The sequence below is a fragment of the Shigella sp. FC1567 genome, assembly GCF_001743015.1.
Classification (GTDB): domain Bacteria; phylum Pseudomonadota; class Gammaproteobacteria; order Enterobacterales; family Enterobacteriaceae; genus Escherichia; species Escherichia coli.
Map to the genome: position 1 here is coordinate 1 of NZ_MIIV01000410.1, position 25,581 is coordinate 25,581.

The 25,581-nt window shown below is 52.5% G+C and carries 22 protein-coding genes, 3 pseudogenes and 1 riboswitch; of the genes and pseudogenes, 12 read left to right on the forward strand and 13 right to left on the reverse strand.

What is annotated here, in order from left to right:
• A pseudogene (locus tag BHE85_RS18745) lies at positions 1-331 on the forward strand (IS1-like element IS1X2 family transposase); the annotation flags it as partial.
• Positions 332-390: 59 nt separating this feature from the next.
• On the opposite strand, the gene iclR reads toward BHE85_RS18745, so the two are convergent.
• A complete protein-coding gene (gene iclR, locus BHE85_RS18750; protein WP_000226413.1) occupies positions 391-1,215 on the reverse strand; it encodes a glyoxylate bypass operon transcriptional repressor IclR in 825 nt (274 codons plus the stop codon).
• 199 nt (positions 1,216-1,414) lie between these two features.
• On the opposite strand from iclR, the gene metH reads away from it, so the two are divergent.
• Positions 1,415-5,098 (forward strand): methionine synthase, encoded by a 3,684-nt coding sequence (metH, locus tag BHE85_RS18755; protein ID WP_000096023.1) that lies wholly within the window; start codon positions 1,415-1,417, stop codon positions 5,096-5,098.
• 219 nt (positions 5,099-5,317) lie between these two features.
• Positions 5,318-6,949 carry a Na/Pi cotransporter family protein gene (locus BHE85_RS18760; protein ID WP_000956819.1) on the forward strand — a complete coding sequence of 544 codons (1,632 nt, stop codon included), beginning with the start codon at positions 5,318-5,320 and terminating at the stop codon, positions 6,947-6,949.
• Positions 6,950-7,039: 90 nt separating this feature from the next.
• Here BHE85_RS18760 and pepE read toward each other — a convergent pair whose 3' ends face one another.
• The 8 genes from pepE to BHE85_RS18800 form a co-directional block, all read right to left on the reverse strand.
• Positions 7,040-7,729: a dipeptidase PepE gene (pepE, locus tag BHE85_RS18765; protein ID WP_000421763.1), complete on the reverse strand. Its 690-nt coding sequence runs from the start codon at positions 7,727-7,729 to the stop codon at positions 7,040-7,042.
• A gap of 382 nt (positions 7,730-8,111) precedes the next feature.
• A complete protein-coding gene (gene sorE / locus BHE85_RS18770) occupies positions 8,112-9,341 on the reverse strand; it encodes an L-sorbose 1-phosphate reductase (RefSeq protein WP_000858549.1) in 1,230 nt (409 codons plus the stop codon).
• A 33-nt stretch (positions 9,342-9,374) separates the two neighbouring features.
• A complete protein-coding gene (locus tag BHE85_RS18775; RefSeq protein ID WP_000437910.1) occupies positions 9,375-10,217 on the reverse strand; it encodes a PTS system mannose/fructose/sorbose family transporter subunit IID in 843 nt (280 codons plus the stop codon).
• Positions 10,218-10,227: 10 nt separating this feature from the next.
• Complete coding sequence (locus BHE85_RS18780; RefSeq protein ID WP_000406309.1) at positions 10,228-11,025, reverse strand: PTS mannose/fructose/sorbose transporter subunit IIC; 798 nt, start codon at positions 11,023-11,025, stop codon at positions 10,228-10,230.
• Between the two features lie 65 nt (positions 11,026-11,090).
• The gene (locus tag BHE85_RS18785) at positions 11,091-11,585 is read right to left on the reverse strand and encodes a PTS system mannose/fructose/N-acetylgalactosamine-transporter subunit IIB (protein WP_001027849.1); all 495 of its coding nucleotides are present in this window, start codon (positions 11,583-11,585) and stop codon (positions 11,091-11,093) included.
• Positions 11,585-11,992, reverse strand: coding sequence for a mannose/fructose/sorbose PTS transporter subunit IIA (locus tag BHE85_RS18790; protein WP_000245631.1), 408 nt, complete (start codon positions 11,990-11,992; stop codon positions 11,585-11,587). Before BHE85_RS18790 ends, BHE85_RS18785 begins: the two co-directional genes overlap by 1 nt.
• 9 nt (positions 11,993-12,001) lie before the next feature.
• Positions 12,002-12,808, reverse strand: coding sequence for an SDR family oxidoreductase (locus BHE85_RS18795; RefSeq protein WP_001195427.1), 807 nt, complete (start codon positions 12,806-12,808; stop codon positions 12,002-12,004).
• 69 nt (positions 12,809-12,877) lie between these two features.
• Positions 12,878-13,825, reverse strand: coding sequence for a sugar-binding transcriptional regulator (locus tag BHE85_RS18800; protein ID WP_000431660.1), 948 nt, complete (start codon positions 13,823-13,825; stop codon positions 12,878-12,880).
• Between the two features lie 347 nt (positions 13,826-14,172).
• On the opposite strand from BHE85_RS18800, the gene rluF reads away from it, so the two are divergent.
• Positions 14,173-15,045, forward strand: a complete 873-nt coding sequence (rluF, locus tag BHE85_RS18805) for a 23S rRNA pseudouridine(2604) synthase RluF (RefSeq protein WP_000936346.1) — start codon at positions 14,173-14,175, stop codon at positions 15,043-15,045.
• Between the two features lie 133 nt (positions 15,046-15,178).
• Here the strand turns inward: rluF and BHE85_RS18810 are convergent, their stop codons facing one another.
• Together BHE85_RS18810 and lysC are read right to left on the reverse strand one after the other, a co-directional pair.
• Positions 15,179-15,451 (reverse strand): YjbD family protein, encoded by a 273-nt coding sequence (locus BHE85_RS18810; RefSeq protein ID WP_001207638.1) that lies wholly within the window; start codon positions 15,449-15,451, stop codon positions 15,179-15,181.
• Positions 15,452-15,702: 251 nt separating this feature from the next.
• On the reverse strand, positions 15,703-17,052 hold the full coding sequence (gene lysC, locus BHE85_RS18815) for a lysine-sensitive aspartokinase 3 (RefSeq protein ID WP_001290317.1): 1,350 nt from the start codon (positions 17,050-17,052) through the stop codon (positions 15,703-15,705).
• Between the two features lie 91 nt (positions 17,053-17,143).
• Positions 17,144-17,340: riboswitch (Lysine riboswitch) on the reverse strand.
• Between the two features lie 236 nt (positions 17,341-17,576).
• Between lysC and pgi the strand changes: the two genes are divergently transcribed.
• From pgi to BHE85_RS18845, 5 genes and pseudogenes are all read left to right on the forward strand, one after another.
• Positions 17,577-19,226, forward strand: a complete 1,650-nt coding sequence (pgi, locus tag BHE85_RS18825; RefSeq protein WP_000789986.1) for a glucose-6-phosphate isomerase — start codon at positions 17,577-17,579, stop codon at positions 19,224-19,226.
• Positions 19,227-19,687: 461 nt separating this feature from the next.
• Positions 19,688-19,930, forward strand: coding sequence for an exopolysaccharide production protein YjbE (gene yjbE, locus BHE85_RS18830; RefSeq protein ID WP_000757333.1), 243 nt, complete (start codon positions 19,688-19,690; stop codon positions 19,928-19,930).
• Positions 19,931-20,043: 113 nt separating this feature from the next.
• Positions 20,044-20,682 carry a YjbF family lipoprotein gene (locus BHE85_RS18835; protein WP_004988125.1) on the forward strand — a complete coding sequence of 213 codons (639 nt, stop codon included), beginning with the start codon at positions 20,044-20,046 and terminating at the stop codon, positions 20,680-20,682.
• Positions 20,679-21,401: pseudogene (locus BHE85_RS18840) on the forward strand (capsule biosynthesis GfcC family protein). The gene BHE85_RS18835 and the pseudogene BHE85_RS18840 overlap by 4 nt, the downstream one beginning before the upstream one ends.
• 14 nt (positions 21,402-21,415) lie before the next feature.
• Positions 21,416-23,512, forward strand: a complete 2,097-nt coding sequence (locus BHE85_RS18845) for a YjbH domain-containing protein (protein WP_000745713.1) — start codon at positions 21,416-21,418, stop codon at positions 23,510-23,512.
• Between the two features lie 46 nt (positions 23,513-23,558).
• Here BHE85_RS18845 and BHE85_RS18850 read toward each other — a convergent pair whose 3' ends face one another.
• A complete protein-coding gene (locus BHE85_RS18850) occupies positions 23,559-23,837 on the reverse strand; it encodes a periplasmic protein (protein ID WP_001295279.1) in 279 nt (92 codons plus the stop codon).
• On the opposite strand from BHE85_RS18850, the gene BHE85_RS26610 reads away from it, so the two are divergent.
• The gene (locus tag BHE85_RS26610) at positions 23,838-23,981 is read left to right on the forward strand and encodes a hypothetical protein (RefSeq protein ID WP_000487770.1); all 144 of its coding nucleotides are present in this window, start codon (positions 23,838-23,840) and stop codon (positions 23,979-23,981) included.
• A 125-nt stretch (positions 23,982-24,106) separates the two neighbouring features.
• Positions 24,107-24,505, forward strand: a complete 399-nt coding sequence (gene psiE, locus BHE85_RS18855) for a phosphate-starvation-inducible protein PsiE (protein WP_000202906.1) — start codon at positions 24,107-24,109, stop codon at positions 24,503-24,505.
• 43 nt (positions 24,506-24,548) lie between these two features.
• On the opposite strand, the pseudogene BHE85_RS18860 reads toward psiE, so the two are convergent.
• Positions 24,549-25,370 (reverse strand): annotated as a pseudogene (locus BHE85_RS18860) (sugar porter family MFS transporter); the annotation flags it as partial.
• Between the two features lie 46 nt (positions 25,371-25,416).
• Between BHE85_RS18860 and BHE85_RS18865 the strand changes: the two are divergent.
• Positions 25,417-25,581: IS1 family transposase (locus BHE85_RS18865; protein WP_047664789.1), on the forward strand; the 165-nt coding region annotated here is incomplete at its 3' end.

A 25,581-nucleotide genomic window follows, 5' to 3' on the forward strand; every position in this document is an offset into this window, starting at 1 on the left:
GCTGTTTTACGCGTATGACAGGATACGGAGGACGGTTGTGGCGCACGTCTTCGGTGAACGCACTCTGGCCACACTGGAGCGTCTTCTGAGCCTGCTGTCGGCCTTTGAGGTCGTGGTATGGATGACGGATGGCTGGCCGCTGTATGAATCACGCCTGAAGGGAAAGCTGCACGTTATCAGCAAGCGTTACACTCAGCGCATTGAGCGACATAATCTGAATCTGAGACAACATCTGGCAAGGCTGGGACGGAAGTCACTGTCGTTCTCAAAATCGGTGGAGCTGCATGACAAGGTCATCGGGCATTATCTGAACATAAAACACTATCAGTAAGTTGGAGTCATTACCTCAGGTATGATGGGCAGAATATTGCCTCTGCCCGCCAGAAAAAGTCAGCGCATTCCACCGTACGCCAGTGTCACTTCCTTCGCCGCTTTAATCACCATTGCGCCAAACTCGGTCACGCGGTCATCGGTAATACGTGAAATCGGTCCGGAAATAGAAATTGCGGCAAACGGTTCACGGTGCTCATCGAAAATACACGCTGCAAGGCAACGTAGCCCCAGCGCATGTTCCTCATCGTCAAATGAATAACCCCGTTTGCGCGTTTGGGCGAGATCTTCTTTTAAATGCACAGGAGACACCAGCGTTGCGTGGGTATAGGCATGTAACCCTTTGCGGTGCAGCAGCTTCGTCACCTGTTCTTCGCTCAGTTGGGCTAAAAAGGCTTTACCTGCACCGGAAGCGTGCATCGGCAATTTACCGCCGATAGGCGCGGACATTCGCATCAGATGCGTACACTGTACCTGGTCGATAATAATCGCTTCGTGATCGCTTTGATCAAGCACCTCCATATTGACCGTTTCGCCAGACTCTTCCATTAGATTGCGCAGGATAGGGTGAACAATTGCTAACAAATTACGACTCTGGAGAAAGCTGCTGCCGACCATAAAGGCATGTGCGCCGATTGCCCAGTGTCCCAGTTCGCCAACCTGACGCACGAAACCCTGCTGTTGCATTGTGGTTAGCAGGCGGTGGGTCGTGGAATTGGGTAACCCGGCTTGTTGCGCCAGTTCCGTGAGTGCCACACTGCCATTGGATTCGGCAATCCACTCCAGTAATTTCAGGCCACGCGTTAAAGACTGAACCTGTCCAGTCGCTGGTGCGGTGGCAACGGCGGGTTTTCTGCCGCGTTTCGCGGGAATGGGTGCGACCATGACAGTCTCCTTTTTCTGCATCGTGGGAATCATTTTCATTTTTATTGTTAGCTAATGCAATAGTTGCTGAACTGATCCGATGAGTTAATGTTGAACAAATCTCATGTTGCGTGGTGGTCGCTTTTACCACAGATGCGTTTATGCCAGTATGGTTTGTTGAATTTTTATTAAATCTGGGTTGAGCGTGTCGGGAGCAAGTGTGAGCAGCAAAGTGGAACAACTGCGTGCGCAGTTAAATGAACGTATTCTGGTGCTGGACGGCGGTATGGGCACCATGATCCAGAGTTATCGACTGAACGAAGCCGATTTTCGTGGTGAACGCTTTGCCGACTGGCCATGCGATCTCAAAGGCAACAACGACCTGCTGGTGCTCAGCAAACCGGAAGTGATCGCCGCTATCCACAACGCCTACTTTGAAGCGGGCGCGGATATCATCGAAACCAACACCTTCAACTCCACGACCATTGCGATGGCGGATTACCAGATGGAATCCCTGTCGGCGGAAATCAACTTTGCGGCGGCGAAACTGGCGCGCGCCTGTGCTGACGAGTGGACCGCGCGCACGCCGGAGAAACCGCGCTACGTTGCCGGTGTTCTCGGCCCAACCAACCGCACGGCGTCTATTTCTCCGGACGTCAACGATCCGGCATTCCGCAACATCACTTTTGACCAGCTGGTGGCGGCCTATTGCGAATCCACCAAAGCGCTGGTGGAAGGTGGTGCGGATCTGATCCTGATTGAAACCGTTTTCGACACCCTTAACGCCAAAGCGGCGGTTTTTGCGGTGAAAACGGAGTTTGAAGCGCTGGGCGTTGAGCTGCCGATTATGATCTCCGGCACCATCACCGACGCCTCCGGGCGCACGCTCTCCGGGCAGACCACCGAAGCATTTTACAACTCATTGCGCCACGCCGAAGCGCTAACCTTTGGCCTGAACTGTGCGCTGGGGCCCGATGAACTGCGCCAGTACGTGCAGGAACTATCACGGATTGCGGAATGCTACGTCACCGCCCACCCGAACGCCGGGCTGCCTAACGCCTTTGGTGAATACGATCTCGACGCCGACACGATGGCAAAACAGATACGTGAATGGGCGCAAGCGGGCTTTCTCAATATCGTCGGTGGTTGCTGCGGGACCACGCCGCAACATATTGCAGCGATGAGTCGTGCAGTAGAAGGATTAGCGCCGCGCAAACTGCCGGAAATTCCCGTAGCCTGCCGTTTGTCTGGCCTGGAGCCGCTGAACATTGGCGACGATAGCCTGTTTGTGAACGTGGGTGAACGCACCAACGTCACCGGCTCTGCTAAGTTCAAGCGCCTGATCAAAGAAGAGAAATACAGCGAGGCGCAGGATGTGGCGCGTCAGCAGGTGGAAAACGGCGCGCAGATTATCGATATCAACATGGATGAAGGGATGCTCGATGCCGAAGCGGCGATGGTGCGTTTTCTCAATCTGATTGCCGGTGAACCGGATATCGCTCGCGTGCCGATTATGATCGACTCCTCAAAATGGGACGTTATCGAAAAAGGGCTGAAGTGTATTCAGGGCAAAGGCATTGTTAACTCAATCTCGATGAAAGAGGGCGTCGACGCCTTTATCCATCACGCGAAATTGTTGCGTCGCTACGGTGCGGCAGTGGTGGTGATGGCCTTTGATGAACAGGGACAGGCCGATACTCGCGCACGGAAAATCGAGATTTGCCGTCGGGCGTACAAAATCCTCACCGAAGAGGTTGGCTTCCCGCCAGAAGATATCATCTTCGACCCGAACATCTTCGCGGTCGCCACCGGTATTGAAGAGCACAACAACTACGCGCAGGACTTTATCGGCGCGTGTGAAGACATCAAACGCGAACTGCCGCACGCGCTGATTTCCGGCGGCGTATCTAACGTTTCTTTCTCATTCCGTGGCAACGATCCGGTGCGCGAAGCCATTCACGCAGTGTTCCTCTACTACGCTATTCGCAATGGCATGGATATGGGGATCGTCAACGCGGGGCAACTGGCGATTTACGACGACCTACCCGCTGAACTGCGCGACGCGGTGGAAGATGTGATTCTTAATCGTCGTGACGATGGCACTGAGCGTTTACTGGAGCTTGCCGAGAAATATCGCGGCAGCAAAACCGACGACACCGATAACGCCCAGCAGGCGGAGTGGCGCTCGTGGGAAGTGAATAAACGTCTGGAATACTCGCTGGTCAAAGGCATTACCGAGTTTATCGAGCAGGATACCGAAGAAGCCCGCCAGCAGGCTACGCGCCCGATTGAAGTGATTGAAGGCCCGTTGATGGACGGCATGAACGTGGTCGGCGATCTGTTTGGCGAAGGCAAAATGTTCCTGCCACAGGTGGTCAAATCGGCGCGCGTCATGAAACAGGCGGTGGCGTATCTCGAACCGTTTATTGAAGCCAGCAAAGAGCAGGGCAAAACCAACGGCAAGATGGTGATCGCCACCGTGAAGGGCGACGTCCACGATATCGGTAAAAATATCGTTGGCGTGGTGCTGCAATGTAACAACTACGAAATTGTCGATCTCGGCGTGATGGTGCCTGCGGAAAAAATTCTCCGTACTGCTAAAGAAGTGAATGCTGATTTGATTGGCCTTTCGGGGCTTATCACGCCGTCGCTGGACGAGATGGTTAACGTGGCGAAAGAGATGGAGCGTCAGGGCTTCACCATTCCGTTACTGATCGGTGGCGCGACCACCTCAAAAGCGCACACGGCGGTGAAAATTGAGCAGAACTACAGCGGCCCGACGGTGTATGTGCAGAATGCCTCGCGCACCGTTGGTGTGGTGGCGGCGCTGCTTTCCGATACTCAGCGCGATGATTTTGTCGCTCGTACCCGCAAGGAGTACGAAACCGTACGTATTCAGCACGGGCGCAAGAAACCGCGCACACCACCGGTCACGCTGGAAGCGGCGCGCGATAACGACTTCGCTTTTGACTGGCAGGCTTACACGCCGCCGGTGGCGCACCGTCTCGGCGTGCAGGAAGTTGAAGCCAGCATCGAAACTCTGCGTAATTGCATCGACTGGACACCGTTCTTTATGACCTGGTCGCTGGCCGGGAAGTATCCGCGCATTCTGGAAGATGAAGTGGTGGGCGTTGAGGCGCAGCGGCTGTTTAAAGACGCCAACGACATGCTGGATAAATTAAGCGCCGAGAAAACGCTGAATCCGCGTGGCGTGGTGGGCCTGTTCCCGGCAAACCGTGTGGGCGATGACATTGAAATCTACCGTGACGAAACGCGCACCCATGTGATCAATGTCAGCCACCATCTGCGTCAACAGACCGAAAAAACGGGATTCGCTAACTACTGTCTCGCTGACTTTGTTGCGCCGAAGCTTTCTGGTAAAGCAGATTACATCGGCGCATTTGCCGTGACTGGCGGGCTGGAAGAGGACGCACTGGCTGATGCCTTTGAAGCGCAGCACGATGATTACAACAAAATCATGGTGAAAGCGCTTGCCGACCGTTTAGCCGAAGCCTTTGCGGAGTATCTCCATGAGCGTGTGCGTAAAGTCTACTGGGGCTATGCGCCGAACGAGAACCTCAGCAACGAAGAACTGATCCGCGAAAACTACCAGGGCATCCGTCCGGCACCGGGCTACCCGGCCTGCCCGGAACATACGGAAAAAGCCACCATCTGGGAGCTGCTGGAAGTGGAAAAACATACCGGCATGAAACTCACAGAATCTTTCGCCATGTGGCCCGGTGCATCGGTTTCGGGTTGGTATTTCAGCCACCCGGACAGCAAGTACTACGCCGTGGCGCAAATTCAGCGCGATCAGGTTGAAGACTATGCCCGCCGTAAAGGTATGAGCGTCTCAGATGTTGAGCGCTGGCTGGCACCGAATCTGGGGTATGACGCGGACTGATTCACAAATCTGTCACTTTTCCTTACAACAAACAGGGCGCTCAATGAGTGCCCTGTCTCTTTATTAATATGAAACACTTATACTGGAATCAGGCTGGAATAATCTTAGCCGGAAAAACGAATGTCAAAAGGCACAGTAAAGATGCCAGTCAGCGTGTTTCCGGTCCTTTGGTCATTCAATTGCTTCAGGAACATATAACGATAAGGAGAACCTGAACTCGTGTTAACGCTGCTTCACCTGCTTTCTGCCGTCGCCCTGCTGGTCTGGGGGACTCATATTGTTCGAACCGGCGTAATGCGCGTCTTCGGCGCGCGTTTGCGTACTGTCCTTAGCCGGAGCGTCGAAAAAAAGCCGCTCGCCTTTTGCGCGGGGATCGGCGTTACCGCACTGGTACAGAGCAGTAATGCCACCACCATGCTGGTGACCTCGTTCGTCGCTCAGGATCTGGTAGCCCTCGCACCGGCTCTGGTCATTGTGCTGGGGGCAGATGTCGGGACGGCGCTAATGGCGCGTATTCTCACCTTCGACTTATCCTGGCTGTCACCGTTACTTATTTTTATCGGCGTGATTTTTTTCCTCGGACGCAAACAGTCACGCGCCGGGCAACTGGGCCGCGTCGGTATTGGTCTTGGGCTGATTTTGCTGGCGCTGGAGTTGATTGTGCAGGCCGTAACGCCGATCACCCAGGCAAACGGCGTTCAGGTGATCTTTGCCTCGCTGACCGGCGATATTCTGCTGGATGCGCTGATTGGCGCGATGTTCGCCATTATCAGCTACTCCAGCCTTGCTGCTGTACTGCTGACCGCGGCTCTGACCGCCGCAGGCATTATCTCCTTCCCCGTGGCGCTCTGTCTGGTGATTGGTGCTAACCTCGGTTCCGGCCTGCTGGCGATGCTCAACAACAGTGCCGCCAATGCCGCAGCCCGCCGTGTCGCGCTGGGTAGTCTGCTGTTTAAGCTGGTGGGTAGCCTGATTATCCTGCCGTTTGTCCATTTGCTGGCAGAGACAATGGGGAAGCTGTCATTGCCAAAAGCGGAACTGGTGATCTATTTCCACGTCTTCTACAACCTTGTACGTTGCCTGGTCATGCTGCCATTTGTTGACCCGATGGCACGGTTTTGCAAAACGATTATTCGCGATGAACCGGAACTGGATACCCAGCTACGGCCTAAACATCTGGATGTCAGCGCGCTGGATACGCCCACGCTTGCTCTGGCGAACGCCGCGCGCGAAACCCTGCGCATTGGCGACGCCATGGAACAGATGATGGAAGGGTTGAATAAAGTGATGCACGGTGAGCCACGGCAGGAGAAAGAGCTGCGTAAGCTGGCAGATGATATCAACGTTCTCTACACCGCCATTAAGCTGTATCTGGCGCGGATGCCAAAAGAAGAGCTGGCGGAGGAAGAGTCGCGCCGCTGGGCGGAGATTATTGAAATGTCGCTCAACCTTGAACAGGCCTCCGATATCGTCGAGCGCATGGGCAGCGAAATTGCTGACAAATCACTGGCAGCACGGCGGGCATTTTCGCTTGATGGGTTGAAGGAACTGGATGCGCTCTATGAGCAATTGCTCAGTAATTTAAAGCTGGCAATGTCGGTGTTCTTCTCTGGCGATGTCACCAGCGCTCGTCGTTTGCGCCGTAGTAAGCATCGCTTTCGCATTCTTAATCGCCGCTATTCCCACGCCCACGTCGATCGCCTGCATCAGCAAAACGTGCAGAGCATTGAAACCAGTTCGCTACATTTAGGCTTACTGGGAGATATGCAGCGCCTGAACTCGCTGTTTTGTTCGGTGGCTTACAGTGTGCTGGAACAGTCGGATGAAGATGAAGGACGGGACGAGTATTAATATTGTGAATCCTGTAGGCCTGATAAGACGCGTCAAGCGTCGCATCAGGCACTATGAACAAGATGCCGGATCATGCATCCGGCAATTCACTTAAAAACGGTGACCAGCTTCCAGCGGAACCGCTTCTTCACCGGCCTTAAACACATAGGTGGTGTTCGGGCCACCCAGCGTAGCGTGACCTTTACTCACTGTGATCCAGTTACCTTCCGGTAGACCAATAATCGTCAGTTCTGGCGCGACGACCAGCAGTTCGCGAATACGCTGCTCACGGGTTTCACCTTTATGGCCTTCCGGCAGCGCGTTGGTGAAGTGCGGGTTGATTTGCAACGGGAACAGATTTAGCGCATCGAAACCTTGCGGATCGACAATCGGCATATCGTTGGTGGTACGAATGGTTGGGCAAGCAAGGTTAGCGCCTGCGCTCCAGCCAATATACAGCGCACCACGTTTAACCACGTCAGTAATTGGTGCCAGCAGCCCGCGCTCGCGGCACTGTTTCAGCAACTGGAAAGTATTCCCGCCGCCGACAATCACGATCTCAGCATTTTCAATCGCGGCAACGGGATCGACAACGCTATGAATACCGGTGACAGAAACACCCAGCGGAGCGAGAACCGCAGCCGTTTTCGCTGTGTAATCATCCCAGGTCTGCGTTACGCCAGCGAAAGGGATAAACACCGCTGAGCGGCGACCCTGCAACTGTTCAGCAATTAGCGGCAGTGCATGTTCCAGCCAGGCTTTACCCGGCAGCGTCGAGTTACTCAATAAAAGCAGTTCCATTACTTCTCCGGTTAGTAAGAAATCACGGAAGGCATGCTACCACTGCGAATTTAACCACTTACTGACATGGCTCACGATGTCACGTATTGCACCGGGAGCTGAGACTGATGACAAACACAGCATTGCCTGATGCGCTACGCTTACCAGGCCTACCAGATAACTGCAATATATTGAATTTTCGAGATTATGTAGGCCGAATAAGGCTTTATTCCGCATCCGGCATAAACAATGTGTACTTTGCCACCAATTTGAGCGCCCCTTAAGGCGCTGATGTTTTTTTATCCTTCTCGTGCACATTGGGCCGCTTCAGCAATCAGCCGCACATCAGGTCGCGAAGTTGCCGCGGCGACCAGCCAGCGACATGCAGAGTTAAGTAGCGCGATTAATCATGGGAAATTGCCTCTGCATGAGTGAGCAGATATTGCTCCGCCTCACCGGACCAGATCCCCTGATGACGCGCCAGAATCGCCGCCAGTGCTTGATCCTGAATCTGCGTGAGTGACGTCAGCGGCAGGTATTTCCCGGTATACACCAGCTTTTTGCCGCCGCCGACGGCAGGCAATTCAAGCGTGGTTTCGCCCGCGGCATTCAGCCCAAGAATATGTGTTACCACTTTTGCGGCCTGCACTTTTTTCTCTTCAATCAGTTTGACCGCCGCGCGCATGTCGTCGGTATTGCCGCCTGACGTGCCCACGTAGTGGGTAAATGCATAATGCACATCGTAGAAATTAATTGGCGCGCTGAAATGTTTATCCTGCGGTCCGGCGAAGAAATTCAGGCAACCATCTGTCGCCAGCAAGGAAGAGGCGAGAGTCACCAGTCCTTCATTAGGCACAAAGACGAAAATATCATCGAAGCCGTGACCGCCACTCAGCGCCATTAGCGTATCAAATGCTGCATCGGCGGCATTGAGATAATGAATCAGTGTTTGCGGTTCTGATGGATAGTGCTTGCGCGCATAACTCAATTTATCGTTGTCGGTATCGGTAATGACGAGCTGCGACGGGTTAACGGGTCCATGTAGCGCATAATCAATCGCCAACAGTCCCATTGGTCCGGTGCCGCCGAGGATCAGCATGCGCCCTTGCGGGCGAATCCCCATCGTGTGGTTATAACTACCTTCCTGAAGATGATAGTTGGCGTTGAACGCGCCAATCACGCAGGAAAGCGGTTCAACCAGTGAGCCTTCAAAATAGGTTTCGCCGTCGTATGCCAGCAGGCAATCTTGTTCCATGACCTCGTTGGGAATAACTACATGCGTGGCTTCGCCGCCCACCCACGGGAAGGAGTAGCCGGGGCAGTCCGGGCGGTCGGGGAGTTGCAGGTTGGCCTGAATCACATAACGCTGACCCGGCTGGAATTTGTGCTGCCACTTTTTACCCACGGCCAGAATATCGCCGCAAAACTCGTGGCCGATGATGATGGGGTTGGTCGCCACATCGTCGGGTACTTTTTTATGGTTTTCACCCAGATTGGCCTCTTTCCAGGAAGAGAGGCACAGGCTGTCAGTGACCACCGTCGCGAGGATTTCATCCTCCTGCATTTCAGGAAGGTCAAAGGTTTCCAGGCGTAAATCACGTTTACCATAAAGACGCAGAGCTGTTGTTTTCATAAACCACCTCATGTTGAGCGATGGCCCCGGCAGTCATGCCGGGGCGAAGAATCTGGACAGGAAGCCCAGCGCATTACCGATAATCCCTAAGCCAAACAGGGCGAAAATCAGCCATACCGGGTTAATTTTTTTGTTGAGCAGACGAACCATAAGCAGCGTCAGACCGAGCGCCAGCAAACCAGGGCAAAGTTGGTCGAGAATGTTCTGCACGGTCATGGTGACGGTGGAGCCATCGGCGGCATGCGTTTGTGAAACCACCAACGGTACGTTGATTGACGTCCATTTGGTGACCAGCACGCCCATCACAAACAGTCCGAGAATCGACGCGCCTTCGGTGAGTTTTTGCAGCACATTCCCGCCCATATCGCTGACGATATTCACCCCTTTGCGAAAGCCGAGCTGTAGGCCATACCACTTCATCGCCAGACGCACCGCATTGAAAATAAAGAAGAACAGCAGCGGGCCGAGAATGTTGCCCGAAAGTGCCAGAGATGCGCCGAGCGCGGTGGTAATCGGGCGCAGCGTTCCCCAGACCAGTGGATCGCCAACTCCTGCCAATGGTCCCATCAGACCGACTTTGATGCCGTTAATGGTACCGTCATCAATTTCCGCGCCGTTGGCCCGCGCCTCTTCCATGGCGGCAGTGACGCCGATGACCGGGCCACATACGGCTGGCGTGGTATTGAAGAACACCAGGTGTCGCCTGAGCGCCGCAACCTGATCCTCTTTTAATGGGTAAAGTCGTTTGATGGCGGGGATCATGTCGTAGCAAAAACCCAGCCCGTGAATACGTTCAAAGTTAAAGGACGCCTGTTGCAGGTTGGAGCGCAGAAACATGCTCACCAGATCGCTGCGTGTAATTTTTCTCTGTTCCATGATGGCTCCGTTAATCGTCAAGTTGGTCAAGGGCGGTGGAGGCGGTGGCCTGGAGTTGAGGTTCAGCTTTACGCCACTGTGGATTTAGCTGGATGTAGACCAGGGCCATGATCACGCCGACGCCACCGAACGCCAGCAGACTGAGATCGAGGTAGCCACCTGCGAGGAAACCGAGGAAAAAGAAAGGCATCAAATATTTCACGCCCATCATACGTAGCACCATGGCGTAACCGACCACCACGATAAAACCGCCAGCAATTTGCAGACCGCGCGTCACGAATTCCGGTATCGCGCTCAGCATATTGCTCACCATATCGGCGCTGACGAACAGTGAGACAATCAGTGCCGGAATAGCAACGCGCAGCGCCTGCACGCCAAACGCGGAGACATGCAGAATATCGAGAGTGCGAAACCGTGCTTCTTCCGCTGCTTTATCCGCCGCGTGCTGGAACACTACGGTGATGGTACGGGCAAACACAGTCAGCACCTGGCCTGCCGCAGCCACAGGCAACGCGATGGCGATTCCGGTGGCGATGCTTTGCTGACCAACGATAACCAGAATGGCGGAGATTATGCTGGCGAGTGCAGAATCCGGAGATTGCGCCGCGCCGACGTTCATCCAGCCGAGAGCTATCAATTCCAGCGTACCACCGAGTATTATTCCGGTTTTTAAATCACCGAGAATTAAACCAATCACCGTACAGGCAATTAACGGGCGATGAGTCTGAAATTCATCCAGCACGCTGCCCATTCCGGCAATACAGGAAAAAAGAAATATAGCAATGATTTGTAGGGTACTTATTTCCATGATTTTTCACCTTTTAAGTGTCGTCATCCCTGCCTGTTAAAGCATATGTACACAAGCGCTATTATTTAATTTGCGATTAACTGTTCGTTTATTTTGTCGATAATATTGATTGAGGGATCTGACGCTACGACGCGTAAATCCAGTATGACGCCAAGATTATTTAACTCATGAAATGCGTTAATATCATCATCATCTAATGAAACCGCTTTGGTTAACTGTTTTTTACCGGGCCGCCAGGCCATGCCGCCAATATTTAGGGTGTCTATTTTTACCCCTTGGCGAACCATCGCTAAGGCATCCTGTGGGCGAGTGAAAAGATAAAAAACGGTTTCGTCCTGATATTGCGGGTTGTGATAAACAGCGACGGCTTTTTCAATATTGACCACGTTAACCTTCATTCCCGGTGGCGCAGCCTGACGCAATAATGTCCGGCGAACTTCATCGTTATAAACTTCGTCATTGCAGATAATAATGCGCTGGGCGTTAGCCACTTTCGACCAGACGGTAGTGACCTGACCGTGGATCAGGCGGTCATCAATGCGGGCGAGCGTAATGTTCATCAGAAATCCTCCTCTGCCGTTGCCAGTTGTTTCCAGACAACGCAGGTTTGCTTTGCGATTTGCGTCAGGTGTTCACACAGTTCATCAACATTCATGCTGTCCTGGTTATCAACCAGTTCGAGCGCCAGCGGCAGAGAAAGGCCGCTGATTACCCGCAGACGAGGATTGCGCATCGCAAGCATCGCTGCCGCATTCCACGGGCTGCCGCACTGTAAATCCACGGCAATCAGCCACTCATCTTGATTGTGAATGCTTACTAACTTTTCCAGCTTTGCTACGATGTCTCCGGCGTTCTCGCCGGGCACAAATTCAACTGCCTCGACCCTGGCGTCGCCGTACACCATCTGAACCGATTCCAGCATGGCGCAAGCTAATTTGCCGTGGGCGCAAAAAATGGCATTGACCATAAAGCCTCCTTAGCCGCGCGTTTTGCCGCCCGCAATGTTAGTGGTTACTCCGGTGATATAGCTGGCGCGTTCAGACAGCAGATAACAAACAAAATCAGCGACTTCTGCTAATCTTCCGGCGCGCCCAATAGGAATGGCGTTTTTGGTATAGCCTTCACGCAGCTGCTCGACGGTGATATTGCGCGTCCACACCAGCGCTTCTTCATATTCCGGCGTGCGCAGTCCTGTTTTTTCCAGAATCCCCGGCGCGATACCGACCACACGGATACCGTGTTTACCCAATTCTTTCGACCAGGATCGCGTGAAGCTATTAAGCGCGGCTTTGGTAGCGGCGTAACAGCTTTGGCCTTCTGAGCCTTCCAGTCCACTTTCTGAGGAAACATTCACAATCACGCCATCATGTTGTTTGACCATCTGTCGCGCCACCGCCTGCGACATCAGAAAAACGCCTTTCTGGTTGATATTGACCATTTTTTCGAATGCAGCTTCGTTGAGTTCATACTGCCCGGCAGGCGCTTTCTCATCGACCAGCAGACGCGGGAAATTGACCCCGGCGTTATTGACCAGACCGTCGATGCGACCAAAACGCTGGATAATTTCCGCTACCGTATGATTTACCTCTTTGGCGCTGGAAATATCGGTCGGCCAAAACTGATAGCCTTTATGACCTTCATATTGACCATCGCCACCGTGAATATCTACCATCTGTACGTTTGCGCCTTGTGCTAATAATTCCTCTACAATCGCCAGACCAATACCGGATGCGCCGCCGGTGACAATAATGATTTTATCCTGCAAATTTAACCACGTTTGCATAACAGACTCCTGATTTTAGATAATAGGGCCCCGCCGTAATTTTTATTACGCTAAACATCGGGAAGATTTTTATTTCAGTAATAGTTCAGCTGTGCTGCTATTCGTTACCAGACAATTAATATATTTTCCACGCAGTGCACCAACAATTCCGCTGTATTTTTCTTCACTCATGGCAATGCCAATGGAATATCGTGCCTGCTTTAATTTATTCATTTCGATAGAGAGTGTTTTTTCGCTCATATTCGTTTCAACCATTGCGCCGTGAATATCAAAAAAGCGCGAGCAAATATCGCCAGCAACCTGGCGGGCATTCAGGTCGTCACTCTCTTCACCACCATAAAACGCATGCCAGTTAGCGCCGTCGCGAATGGCCGGTGAGCCAATTCCCACCAGGGCGACATCCAGATTATCCCAGTAGGCAGAGATGGTTTTAAAGTGCTGAGACTGCATGATCCCATTACGAATTAATGGGTTATCCAGCAGAGCCGGAAAATCCGCGAGATGCGATTCCCCTTTCAGCTTCGCTGCCGCGCTGTAGGTTAATGTGTTTACATGATAGCGGCTTTCGAGTTTACCGGACGGTCCGCCAATAATTGGTACGCAGATTAACTGCCGCGATTGCCCCGCCTGCGGCAAGTTTTCAACCAGTGCGCTCACCGCGCGACCCCAGGAAAAACCGACAATATCGCCAGGCTCCAGCAAGCGATCCAGCAGTTGCGCGCCGTGTAACCCCATCATCGCCAGTTGAGTCTCTTCATCCTCATCATTTCCCGACACCACCACAACGTCTTTCAGGCCAAACTTTTGCTTCAGTTGCTGCTCCAGCCAGAGATTTTCGTTGTAGTCATAGTTGATGGCGATGGTGACAATTCCCTGATCGCGGCCTCGTTTAAGCAAGCGGCTGATGGTGGTGCGGTAAATACCCAGTTCGCGCGCGATTTGCGCCTGCGTCATATCCTGTTCGTAATAGAGTTGGGCAATCTTCACAATCAAACGGATATCGTCACTGTTTTCCATTGCCGCCTCCTGGTTCTGCACATTTGTGCAAATACGCTTTCTCACCGCTTGATCTGATATAACCCCATCATGAGGGCCTTTCAAAGCGATTTTTCACTCTTTGCATGGGGAGATATAGCGCTTTCTCTTGCACATTTGTTTCTCTGCGTAGTAGTCATCAGCACAGGTGTGCAGCGATTCGTAATATGTTGATTATCCTTATTTTGCCAGGCAAATTTGCATCGTACTTCCGGAGACACTTTTGTGATAAAAGGCGTGGCAGATCACATTTAATTTCGACGTTGCCGCATAACCCTGTTTTTCCCCGCTAAGAGGTACGGTATATTCCGCGTTTTACAGGAGAATTTATGCTGCCCGACTCATCAGTCCGTTTAAATAAATACATCAGCGAAAGCGGAATTTGCTCACGCCGCGAAGCGGATCGCTATATCGAGCAAGGCAATGTGTTCCTTAATGGCAAGCGAGCCACCATTGGCGATCAGGTGAAACCCGGCGACATTGTGAAAGTAAACGGTCAGTTGATTGAGCCTCGGGAAGCCGAAGATTTGGTACTTATCGCCCTGAACAAGCCCGTCGGTATTGTCAGCACCACCGAAGATGGCGAGCGCGATAACATTGTCGATTTCGTTAACCACAGCAAACGCGTGTTCCCGATTGGCCGCCTGGATAAAGACTCCCAGGGGCTGATTTTCCTCACCAATCACGGCGATCTGGTGAATAAGATCCTCCGTGCGGGTAACGATCATGAGAAAGAGTATCTGGTGACGGTCGATAAACCGATTACCGATGAATTTATTCGTGGTATGGGGGCGGGGGTGCCGATCCTCGGGACGGTGACGAAAAAGTGCAAAGTCAAAAAAGAAGCGCCGTTTGTCTTCCGCATTACCCTGGTGCAGGGGCTGAACCGTCAGATCCGGCGCATGTGCGAGCATTTCGGCTATGAAGTGAAAAAGCTGGAACGTACGCGCATTATGAACGTCAGCTTAAGCGGCATTCCGCTGGGGGAGTGGCGCGATTTAACCGACGATGAGTTAATCGACCTCTTTAAGCTCATCGAAAATTCCTCTTCCGAGGCAAAACCTAAAGCGAAGGCCAAACCGAAAACAGCGGGCATCAAACGTCCAGTCGTTAAGATGGAAAAAACGGCGGAAAAAGGCGGTCGCCCGGCGTCCAACGGTAAGCGTTTTACCTCGCCGGGGCGTAAAAAGAAGGGACGCTGATTAACGCCTCAGACTGATGAAAACGTCCAAAAAGAGCTCGGACAGTCCCCTCGCCCCCTTCGGGGAGAGGGTTAGGGTGAGGGGAAGATTGTGTCCACACAGACGAGTGAAAATCTCAGGCGTTGATTGTTCATTAGCGCCTGCCGCGCGTCGACGTATTTGCTGACCAGCTAAATGACGCTTCAGGATCCGGTTTATAAGCCTGCTTTTTCTTCAATTGGCGGGCTTTTTTCGCTTCAGCCTCACGCTCGACCATTAATTTATCGATGTACTCTTTCTTAATGCTGTTGGTTTCGGAGTTGGTCAGTACGCGACCATGCGCAATCCGCGCCCGATCCAGCAGTGTTTTAAGTTCACGCTGCTCGCGTTCAGTCATCTCTTTTTGGGTAATACGGGGGAGTGCCATGATGGTGCCCTCAGTGAGCCAGAGAGTTCAGTGTACGGGAATTCGTTTGCGAGCAGAACTGATAATATTCATTTTGCCTTCTCTTAACTATTTATCTCTTTCGATAATTAATTAGAGATGCAGATAAAAAAATTAAAGGCAATTATTCTCGATAAAGACGTTGGTTAACAGAGTACAGGCTCGTTTATTGATAAGCATAGTGACAAGAAAATCAATACGGCCCGAAATATAGCTTCCAGGCCATACAGTATTTACTCAAACAAATTACTATGCAGTTTTTGCACCACCTGCTCGGCATCTTCGCCGGGCACCAGGAAGCACAGGTTATGGCTGGATGCGCCGTAACAAATCATGCGAATGTTGAACGGTTCCAGTACGCCGAATACCTCTTTGCCAACGCCGCAGGCTTTTGACAGGTCATTGCCAATCAACGCGACCAGCGCCAGACCTTCTTCTACTTCCACCCGGCACAGTGCGGAAAGCTCCATCAGCAGAGATTGCGTCAGCAACGTATCGCCAGTGGAGGTTGAACCGGTGGTATCAAGGGTTAATGCCACGCTCACTTCTGACGTGGTGATTAAGTCTACCGAAATATTATGCCGCGCGAGGATGCCGAAAACTTCCGCGAGGAAGCCGCGAGAATGCAGCATATTCAGGCTGTGCAAAGTGAGCAGAGTCTGATTGCGACGAAGCGCCAGCGCGCGGAACAGCGGAGGATTTTCAGTTTTATTGCACACCAGCGTACCACCTGCGCGTGGGTCTTTGCTGGAGCCGACAAAGACCGGGATATCGCTGCGTACTGCGGGTAGCAACGTTGCCGGATGCAGTACTTTTGCACCAAAAGTTGCCATCTCTGCCGCTTCGGCAAACGCGATTTCATCAATGCGTTTTGCTGCGGAAACTACGCGTGGATCGGTGGTGTAGATGCCCGGGACGTCGGTCCAGATATCAACACGAGATGCGTGTAAAGCCTCCGCCAGCAAGGCTGCCGTATAATCGCTGCCTCCACGGCCAAGCGTCGTTGTACGACCTTTATTTTCGCTACCGATAAATCCCTGGGTGATCACTAAGCCGTCATTGAGGCGTGGGAGCAGCTGCAGCGCGGCCAGTTCCGCCAGCGCGGCTACATCTGGCTCTGCACGACCAAATCGGTCGTTGGTACGCATCACTTTACGTACATCAAACCACTGTGCCTGAACATCGCGTTCGCGCAGGATTTCGACAAACAGCAGGGTCGACATCAGCTCGCCGTGGCTGACCAGCTCATCTGTCAGCGCCGGAGACGTTGCCAGCGCCGCCGCTTCTGCCAGAACAGTAATGTTCTCCAGCAGACGTTCAATCTCTTCACGGATAACGTTCGGGTAACGCAGACGTTCCAGAATGGCAAACTGGATGTTGCGAATAGCGTCGAGTTTTTCGAATCGCTCGCCAGGTTCCAGCCCTTCCGCTAAAGCGACCAGCAGATTAGTGATACCAGCAGAAGCCGAGAGGACTACTAAACGCACGTTGGCATCAGAAAGCACAATATCAGCGCTGCGGTTCATGGCGTCAAAATCAGCTACGCTGGTACCGCCAAATTTGGAGACAACAATTTCAGACATAACTACCTCGTGTCAGGGGATCCATTTTCAGCCTTGGCACAAGGGAAGAGCGGAAGACGGGTGGGCGCAGAGCGATACTTCGCTACTATTTTCACCCAGAAGTGCTCCACCACTTGCGAAACGCCCGACTGCGAACGCTTCTGGTGACAACCCAGGGGATTCAGCCCCTGTAGCCGATGATGAACGTGGCCAGCCGTTCAATCACCTCGGCGATGCACCCCCTCAGGTGTTATCACAGGACTGGCTCCTCCAACACCGTTACTTGGGCAACGCGCCTCTTCTGGCCTGCGCTAGCGCAGGTAGTACATTTATAAATAAAGGGTGAGCGGGGCGGTTGTCAACGACGGGGTCATGCGGATTTTTCATCCACTCCTGGCGGTCAGTAGTTCAGCTAATAAATGCTTCACTGCGCTAAGGGTTTACACTCAACATTACGCTAACGGCACTAAAACCATCACATTTTTCTGTGACTGGCGCTACAATCTTCCAAAGTCACAATTCTCAAAATCAGAAGAGTATTGCTAATGAAAAACATCAATCCAACGCAGACCGCTGCCTGGCAGGCACTACAGAAACACTTCGATGAAATGAAAGACGTTACGATCGCCGATCTTTTTGCTAAAGACGGCGATCGTTTTTCTAAGTTCTCCGCAACATTCGACGATCAGATGCTGGTGGATTACTCCAAAAACCGCATCACTGAAGAGACGCTGGCGAAATTACAGGATCTGGCGAAAGAGTGCGATCTGGCGGGCGCGATTAAGTCGATGTTCTCTGGCGAGAAGATCAACCGCACTGAAAACCGCGCCGTGCTGCACGTAGCGCTGCGTAACCGTAGCAATACCCCGATTCTGGTTGATGGCAAAGACGTAATGCCGGAAGTCAACGCGGTGCTGGAGAAGATGAAAACCTTCTCGGAAGCGATTATCTCCGGTGAGTGGAAGGGTTATACCGGCAAAGCAATCACTGACGTAGTGAACATCGGGATCGGTGGTTCTGACCTCGGCCCGTACATGGTGACCGAAGCACTGCGTCCGTACAAAAATCACCTGAACATGCACTTTGTTTCTAACGTCGATGGGACTCACATCGCTGAAGTGCTGAAAAAAGTAAACCCGGAAACCACGCTGTTCTTGGTAGCATCTAAAACCTTCACCACTCAGGAAACTATGACCAACGCCCATAGCGCGCGTGACTGGTTCCTGAAAGCGGCAGGTGATGAAAAACACGTTGCAAAACACTTTGCGGCGCTTTCCACCAATGCCAAAGCCGTTGGCGAGTTTGGTATTGATACTGCCAACATGTTCGAGTTCTGGGACTGGGTCGGCGGCCGTTACTCTTTGTGGTCAGCGATTGGCCTGTCGATTGTTCTCTCCATCGGCTTTGATAACTTCGTTGAACTGCTTTCTGGCGCACACGCGATGGACAAGCATTTCTCCACCACGCCTGCCGAGAAAAACCTGCCTGTCCTGTTGGCGCTGATTGGCATCTGGTACAACAATTTCTTTGGTGCGGAAACTGAAGCGATTCTGCCGTATGACCAGTATATGCACCGTTTCGCGGCGTACTTCCAGCAGGGCAATATGGAGTCCAACGGTAAGTATGTTGACCGTAACGGTAACGTTGTGGATTACCAGACTGGCCCGATTATCTGGGGTGAACCAGGCACTAACGGTCAGCACGCGTTCTACCAGCTGATCCACCAGGGAACCAAAATGGTACCGTGCGATTTCATCGCCCCGGCTATCACCCATAACCCGCTCTCTGATCACCACCAGAAACTGCTGTCTAACTTCTTCGCCCAGACCGAAGCGCTGGCGTTTGGTAAATCCCGCGAAGTGGTTGAGCAGGAATATCGCGATCAGGGTAAAGATCCGGCAACGCTTGACTACGTGGTGCCGTTCAAAGTGTTCGAAGGTAACCGCCCGACCAACTCCATCCTGCTGCGCGAAATCACTCCGTTCAGCCTGGGGGCGTTGATTGCGCTGTATGAGCACAAAATCTTTACTCAGGGCGTGATCCTGAACATCTTTACCTTCGACCAGTGGGGCGTGGAGTTGGGTAAACAACTGGCGAACCGTATTCTGCCAGAGCTGAAAGATGACAAAGAAATCAGCAGCCACGATAGCTCGACCAATGGTCTGATTAACCGCTATAAAGCGTGGCGCGGTTAATCATCATGCGTGCCTGATGCCGATATGTAGGCCGGATAAGGCGTTTACGCCGCATCCGGCAACCGGAGCCTGATGCCAATATCGACATTAATGCATAGTATGAGGAGTTAAATAACCTTAAAAACAATGCCGACAATAAGTCGGCATTGTTTTATCAGATAAATCCCCTTGTCTGTGATTTAACGGAAATCATACCGTGAGGTTAATCCTAAAATAGATTTTTAATCGTTGTTTATTTCGGAGAATACGCAGATTAATTACTTTTGTTTTTATTTTAAGTTTATGATTTTTATTGTTATTTAAATATAAGTTGAAGCTTATATTTGATATTCATTCCAATTATCCTAAAACGCCATCGCTAATTCCCCGCGCCGTAATTCGCATGCTTTAGTTGTGTATACTCGATCCCGCCCGAAATGTTTTTGGGTAAATCTCCATTCATTCAATGAAGGGAAATTGTTATGAAAAAAGTTCTGTATGGCATTTTTGCCATATCTGCGCTTGCGGCGACTTCTGCGTGGGCTGCACCTGTACAGGTGGGCGAAGCGGCAGGGTCGGCAGCAACGTCGGTTTCGGCGGGTAGTTCCTCCGCGACCAGCGTCAGCACCGTAAGCTCGGCGGTGGGTGTCGCGCTCGCGGCAACCGGTGGCGGTGATGGTTCTAATACCGGGACCACCACAACCACGACCACCAGTACCCAGTAATAAAGTATGTATCCCCAAAATAATTTGAGTCATTGCATCTGTGGCTTGAAGTATGAAGGGATTTACCATAACCACACTCCGGTGTGGTTATTCTGCCCCTCTGGAGAAGAGTCGTGAAGCGACCTGCACTCATTCTTATCTGCCTGCTATTACAGGCCTGTTCAGCCACGACTAAAGAGCTGGGCAATTCACTGTGGGACAGTCTGTTCGGCACGCCAGGCGTACAGCTGACGGACGATGATATTCAAAATATGCCCTACGCCAGCCAGTACATGCAGCTTAATGGCGGGCCGCAATTGTTTGTGGTGCTGGCCTTCGCTGAAGACGGACAACAAAAATGGGTCACTCAGGATCAAGCCACTCTTGTCACACAACATGGTCGTCTGGTGAAGATTTTGCTTGGCGGCGACAACCTGATTGAAGTGAATAACCTTGCCGCCGACCCGCTGATTAAACCCGCACAAATTGTTGATGGTGCAACATGGACGCGCACGATGGGCTGGACCGAGTACCAGCAGGTACGCTACGCCACCGCACGCTCAGTCTTCAAATGGGATGGCACCGATACCGTCAAAGTCGGCAGCGATGAAACCCTGGTTCGCGTGCTGGACGAAGAAGTCTCCACCGACCAGGCGCGCTGGCATAACCGCTACTGGATCGACAGCGAAGGGCAAATTCGCCAGTCGGAACAGTATCTCGGCGCGGATTATTTCCCGGTGAAAACCACTCTCATCAAGGCGGCAAAACAATGATTAAACAAACTTTTGTCGCGTTGCTTTTGAGTGTGGGAGCGTCATCGGTCTTCGCGGCAGGAACCGTCAAGGTGTTCAGCAATGGCAGCAGTGAGGCCAAAACACTAACAGGCGCAGAGCATTTAATCGATCTGGTAGGCTAACCGCGGCTGGCAAACAACTGGTGGCCCGGTGCGGTGATTAGCGAAGAGCTGGCAACGGCGGCAGCATTGCGTCAGCAGCAGGCGTTGCTGACACGGCTGGCTGAACAGGCCGCAGACTCCAGCGCCGACGATGCCGCCGCCATTAACGCCTTACGCCAGCAAATTCAGGCGTTGAAAGTGACGGGCAGGCAAAAAATCAATCTTGATCCCGATATCGTGCGCGTTGCCGAACGCGGTAACCCACCGTTGCAGGGCAACTACACGCTGTGGGTCGGACCACCGCCGTCCACGGTCACGTTGTTCGGGCTTATCAGCCGTCCTGGCAAGCAGCCATTCACTCCAGGTCGCGACGTGGCGAGCTATCTCTCCGGGCAGAACCTGCTTAGCGGTGCGGATCGCAGCTACGCGTGGGTGGTTTACCCGGACGGACGCACGCAAAAAGCGCCGGTGGCTTACTGGAACAAGCGTCACGTAGAGCCGATGCCCGGCAGCATTATTTATGTTGGCCTCGCGGACTCCGTCTGGAGTGAGACGCCTGATGCCCTTAACGCCGACATTCTTCAGACTCTGACGTAGCGGATACCCCAATAATGAAAAAAAGACATCTGCTTAGCTTACTGGCGCTGGGCATTAGCATGGCTTGCTACGGCGAAACATATCCTGCGCCCATTGGCCCGTCGCAGTCGGATTTCGGTGGCGTAGGATTATTACAAACGCCCACCGCACGCATGGCGCGGGAAGGGGAGTTGAGCCTGAACTATCGCGATAACGATCAGTACCGTTATTACTCAGCTTCAGTGCAACTCTTCCCGTGGCTGGAAACAACGCTGCGCTACACCGACGTGCGCACCCGGCAGTACAGCAGCGTCGAAGCGTTCTCTGGCGATCAAACGTATAAAGATAAAGCCTTCGATCTCAAACTGCGTTTGTGGGAAGAGAGTTACTGGCTGCCGCAAGTGGCGGTTGGTGCGAGGGATATCGGCGGTACGGGGCTGTTTGATGCGGAATATCTTGTTGCCAGCAAAGCCTGGGGGCCGTTCGATTTTACGCTCGGCCTGGGCTGGGGTTATCTGGGCACCAGCGGTAATGTGAAAAATCCGCTCTGTTCAGCCAGTGATAAATATTGCTATCGCGATAACAGCTACAAACAGGCGGGATCTATCGACGGTAGCCAGATGTTCCACGGTCCTGCCTCACTGTTTGGCGGCGTGGAATACCAGACGCCCTGGCAACCGCTGCGCCTGAAACTGGAGTATGAAGGCAATAATTATCAGCAGGATTTTGCCGGGAAGCTGGAGCAAAAAAGTAAGTTTAACGTCGGTGCGATTTATCGCGTTACCGATTGGGCCGACGTTAACCTTAGCTATGAACGTGGCAACACCTTTATGTTTGGCGTCACGCTGCGCACCAACTTTAACGATCTGCGCCCGTCTTACAACGATAACGCCCGCCCGCAATATCAACCGCAGCCGCAGGATGCCATTTTGCAGCATTCGGTGGTGGCGAATCAGTTAACGCTGTTGAAATACAATGTCGGACTTGCCGATCCGCAGATCCAGGCGAAAGGCGATACGCTGTATGTCACCGGCGAGCAGGTGAAATATCGTGATTCGCGCGAAGGGATCATCCGTGCTAATCGGATCGTGATGAACGATCTGCCGGATGGGATCAAAACGATCCGCATTACGGAAAATCGTCTTAACATGCCGCAGGTGACGACGGAAACCGATGTCGCCAGCCTGAAAAATCATCTCGCCGGAGAGCCGTTGGGCCACGAAACGAAGCTGGCGCAAAAACGCGTCGAGCCAGTGGTTCCGCAGTCCACCGAGCAGGGCTGGTATATCGACAAATCACGCTTTGATTTCCATATCGATCCGGTGCTGAACCAGTCGGTCGGTGGCCCGGAAAACTTTTACATGTATCAGCTGGGCGTGATGGGAATGGCAGATTTGTGGCTGACGGACCATCTGCTGACCACCGGCAGCCTGTTTGCAAATCTTGCCAACAACTACGACAAGTTTAACTACACCAATCCGCCGCAGGACTCGCACTTACCGCGCGTTCGTACCCATGTGCGCGAGTATGTGCAGAACGATGTCTATGTGAATAACCTGCAAGCCAACTACTTCCAGCATCTGGGCAACGGCTTCTACGGTCAGGTCTATGGAGGTTATCTCGAAACCATGTTTGGCGGTGCGGGGGCCGAAGTGTTGTATCGTCCGCTGGACAGTAACTGGGCGTTTGGTCTGGATGCCAACTACGTTAAACAGCGCGACTGGCGTAGTGCAAAAGATATGATGAAATTCACCGACTACAGCGTGAAAACCGGACATCTGACCGCCTACTGGACGCCATCTTTCGCCCAGGACGTGTTGGTGAAAGCCAGCGTCGGGCAGTATCTGGCAGGGGATAAAGGCGGCACGCTGGAGATCGCCAAACGCTTTGACAGCGGCGTGGTGGTGGGTGGCTATGCCACGATCACCAACGTTTTGAAAGAGGAGTACGGCGAAGGGGACTTCACCAAAGGCGTGTATGTCTCGGTACCGTTGGATCTCTTCTCGTCTGGCCCGACACGCAGCCGTGCGGCGATTGGCTGGACGCCGCTGACGCGTGACGGTGGTCAGCAACTTGGGCGTAAGTTCCAGTTGTATGACATGACCAGCGACCGTAGCGTCAATTTCCGCTAAGTCATGGGAAAGGTGCCAGTTTTCGCACTCACTGGCACCTTCATTCTTAATGGCCTGTCGAGCCATCAGGAACGCAGTTCACCCCCGGTTTGCGATCTGGTGTGTAAAGGCGAAAACATTCTGTCTTCCTGTCCGTCGATATCGGTTGCAGGTCTGGTTGCCTGAGCGACTGGGCCATCATTGGGCTGGAGACATTGCTTTGCGGTAGGTCGGCTTTATCAGCAGTACCGAGCGGACCAGCATAAGCAGGAAGAACAGAGACTGATAACATCAAAGCAGCAAAATAAGGCTTCATTTTTACCACCTTTATCAGGTTACGTTTCATTTGTTCCAGAGGAACATTGTCGATTTTTCGCGCATTGCTGGTGGCTGGGAATCACCTGAATGGGTGATTTTTGAATTACCGGCTTGGGTGCGGTTTGTCTTGCCGGATGCGCCGCCAGGCGCGGCTTATCCGGCCTACGGGTAGGTATATCCGGCTTTGGTGGAGGCGCGCTCCAAATCCAGGTTGAACAAAACATACACAAAAAATATAGATCTCCGTCACATTTTTGCGTTATACAGGAAGCTCGCCACTGTGAAGGAGGTACTGCTATGACGTCACTCTCTCGTCCGCGCGTGGAGTTTATCTCCACCATTTTGCAGACCGTACTCAATCTTGGCCTGCTGTGCCTCGGCCTGATTTTGGTTGTCTTCCTCGGCAAAGAAACGGTGCATCTGGCAGATGTGCTGTTCGCGCCAGAACAAACCAGCAAATATGAGCTGGTGGTTTACTTTCTCTATTTCGAATTTATCGCGCTGATTGTGAAGTACTTTCAGTCCGGTTTTCACTTCCCGCTACGTTACTTTGTCTATATTGGGATCACCGCCATTGTGCGCTTGATCATCGTCGATCATAAATCGCCACTGGATGTGTTGATCTACTCGGCTGCGATCCTGTTACTGGTGATCACTCTGTGGCTGTGTAATTCGAAACGGCTGAAGCGGGAGTAAAAAGACAGCACGCCGAACTGGCGCGGCGTGCTGGACAGGAAGATTACAGCGTAGCAGTTTGTTGTGTTTTCTTCGTTTCCGGTTCCCAGAGGGCTTCCAGCTCCTCAAGGGTTTTACCTTTGGTTTCCGGGGCAAATTTCCACATAAATAGTGCTGCCAGAACGCCCATACACCCGTAAATCCAGTAGGAGAAACCGTTGTGGAAATGGGCCACCAGCCAGGAGTTTTTGTCCATCATCGGGAAGGTCCAGGAGACGAAGTAGTTCGCCAGCCACTGGGCCGCCACCGCGATTGCCAGCGCCTTACCACGAATAGCATTCGGGAAGATTTCCGACAGCAGTACCCAGCATACCGGACCCCAGGACATGGCAAAGGCAGCAACATAGAACAGCATCGACAGTAGCGCCACAATACCCGGTGCCTGAGTGTAAAACGCGGTACCGAGGCTAAACATACCGATTGCCATTCCGAGTGCGCCGATAATTTGCAGTGGCTTACGACCAAATTTATCCACCGTCATAATTGCCAGAACGGTGAAGGTGAGGTTGATAACTCCGACAATAATGGTCTGCAACAGCGCGATATCCGTGCTGGCCCCCAGCGTTTTGAACACTTCCGGCGCGTAGTACAGCACCACATTGATGCCGACAAATTGCTGGAAGATGGAGAGCATAACGCCGATGACAATCACGCCCACGCCAAACATCAGCAGACGACCACCGGTTTTGCGGCCATGATCCAGGGAGTGTTTAATTTCCTGTACTGCCTGAGTTGCAAGCGTGTTGCCCATAATTTTGCGCAGGATACTTTCCGCCTGTTCTTGCTTGCCGCGTGACATCAGCCAGCGAGGACTTTCGGTAATGCTGCCAACTTACTGATTTAGTGTATGATGGTGATTTTAAGGTGCTTGCGTGGCTTCCATTTCCATCAGATGTCCTTCCTGCTCCGCTACTGAAGGCGTGGTGCGTAACGGCAAAAGCACTGCCGGACATCAGCGCTATCTCTGCTCTCATTGCCGTAAAACATGGCAACTACAGTTCACTTACACCGCCTCTCAGCCCGGTACGCACCAGAAA

Bases quoted from the DNA above. Each gene is read 5' to 3' on its own strand.
- iclR (WP_000226413.1), bottom strand. From the start codon at position 1,215: ATGGTCGCACCCATTCCCGCGAAACGCGGCAGAAAACCCGCCGTTGCC.
- pepE (WP_000421763.1), bottom strand. From the start codon at position 7,729: ATGGAACTGCTTTTATTGAGTAACTCGACGCTGCCGGGTAAAGCCTGG.
- sorE (WP_000858549.1), bottom strand. From the start codon at position 9,341: ATGAAAACAACAGCTCTGCGTCTTTATGGTAAACGTGATTTACGCCTG.
- BHE85_RS18775 (WP_000437910.1), bottom strand. From the start codon at position 10,217: ATGGAACAGAGAAAAATTACACGCAGCGATCTGGTGAGCATGTTTCTG.
- BHE85_RS18780 (WP_000406309.1), bottom strand. From the start codon at position 11,025: ATGGAAATAAGTACCCTACAAATCATTGCTATATTTCTTTTTTCCTGT.
- BHE85_RS18785 (WP_001027849.1), bottom strand. From the start codon at position 11,585: ATGAACATTACGCTCGCCCGCATTGATGACCGCCTGATCCACGGTCAG.
- BHE85_RS18790 (WP_000245631.1), bottom strand. From the start codon at position 11,992: ATGGTCAATGCCATTTTTTGCGCCCACGGCAAATTAGCTTGCGCCATG.
- BHE85_RS18795 (WP_001195427.1), bottom strand. From the start codon at position 12,808: ATGCAAACGTGGTTAAATTTGCAGGATAAAATCATTATTGTCACCGGC.
- BHE85_RS18800 (WP_000431660.1), bottom strand. From the start codon at position 13,825: ATGGAAAACAGTGACGATATCCGTTTGATTGTGAAGATTGCCCAACTC.
- rluF (WP_000936346.1), top strand. From the start codon at position 14,173: ATGCTGCCCGACTCATCAGTCCGTTTAAATAAATACATCAGCGAAAGC.
- BHE85_RS18810 (WP_001207638.1), bottom strand. From the start codon at position 15,451: ATGGCACTCCCCCGTATTACCCAAAAAGAGATGACTGAACGCGAGCAG.
- lysC (WP_001290317.1), bottom strand. From the start codon at position 17,052: ATGTCTGAAATTGTTGTCTCCAAATTTGGCGGTACCAGCGTAGCTGAT.
- pgi (WP_000789986.1), top strand. From the start codon at position 17,577: ATGAAAAACATCAATCCAACGCAGACCGCTGCCTGGCAGGCACTACAG.
- yjbE (WP_000757333.1), top strand. From the start codon at position 19,688: ATGAAAAAAGTTCTGTATGGCATTTTTGCCATATCTGCGCTTGCGGCG.
- BHE85_RS18845 (WP_000745713.1), top strand. From the start codon at position 21,416: ATGAAAAAAAGACATCTGCTTAGCTTACTGGCGCTGGGCATTAGCATG.
- BHE85_RS18850 (WP_001295279.1), bottom strand. From the start codon at position 23,837: ATGAAACGTAACCTGATAAAGGTGGTAAAAATGAAGCCTTATTTTGCT.
- psiE (WP_000202906.1), top strand. From the start codon at position 24,107: ATGACGTCACTCTCTCGTCCGCGCGTGGAGTTTATCTCCACCATTTTG.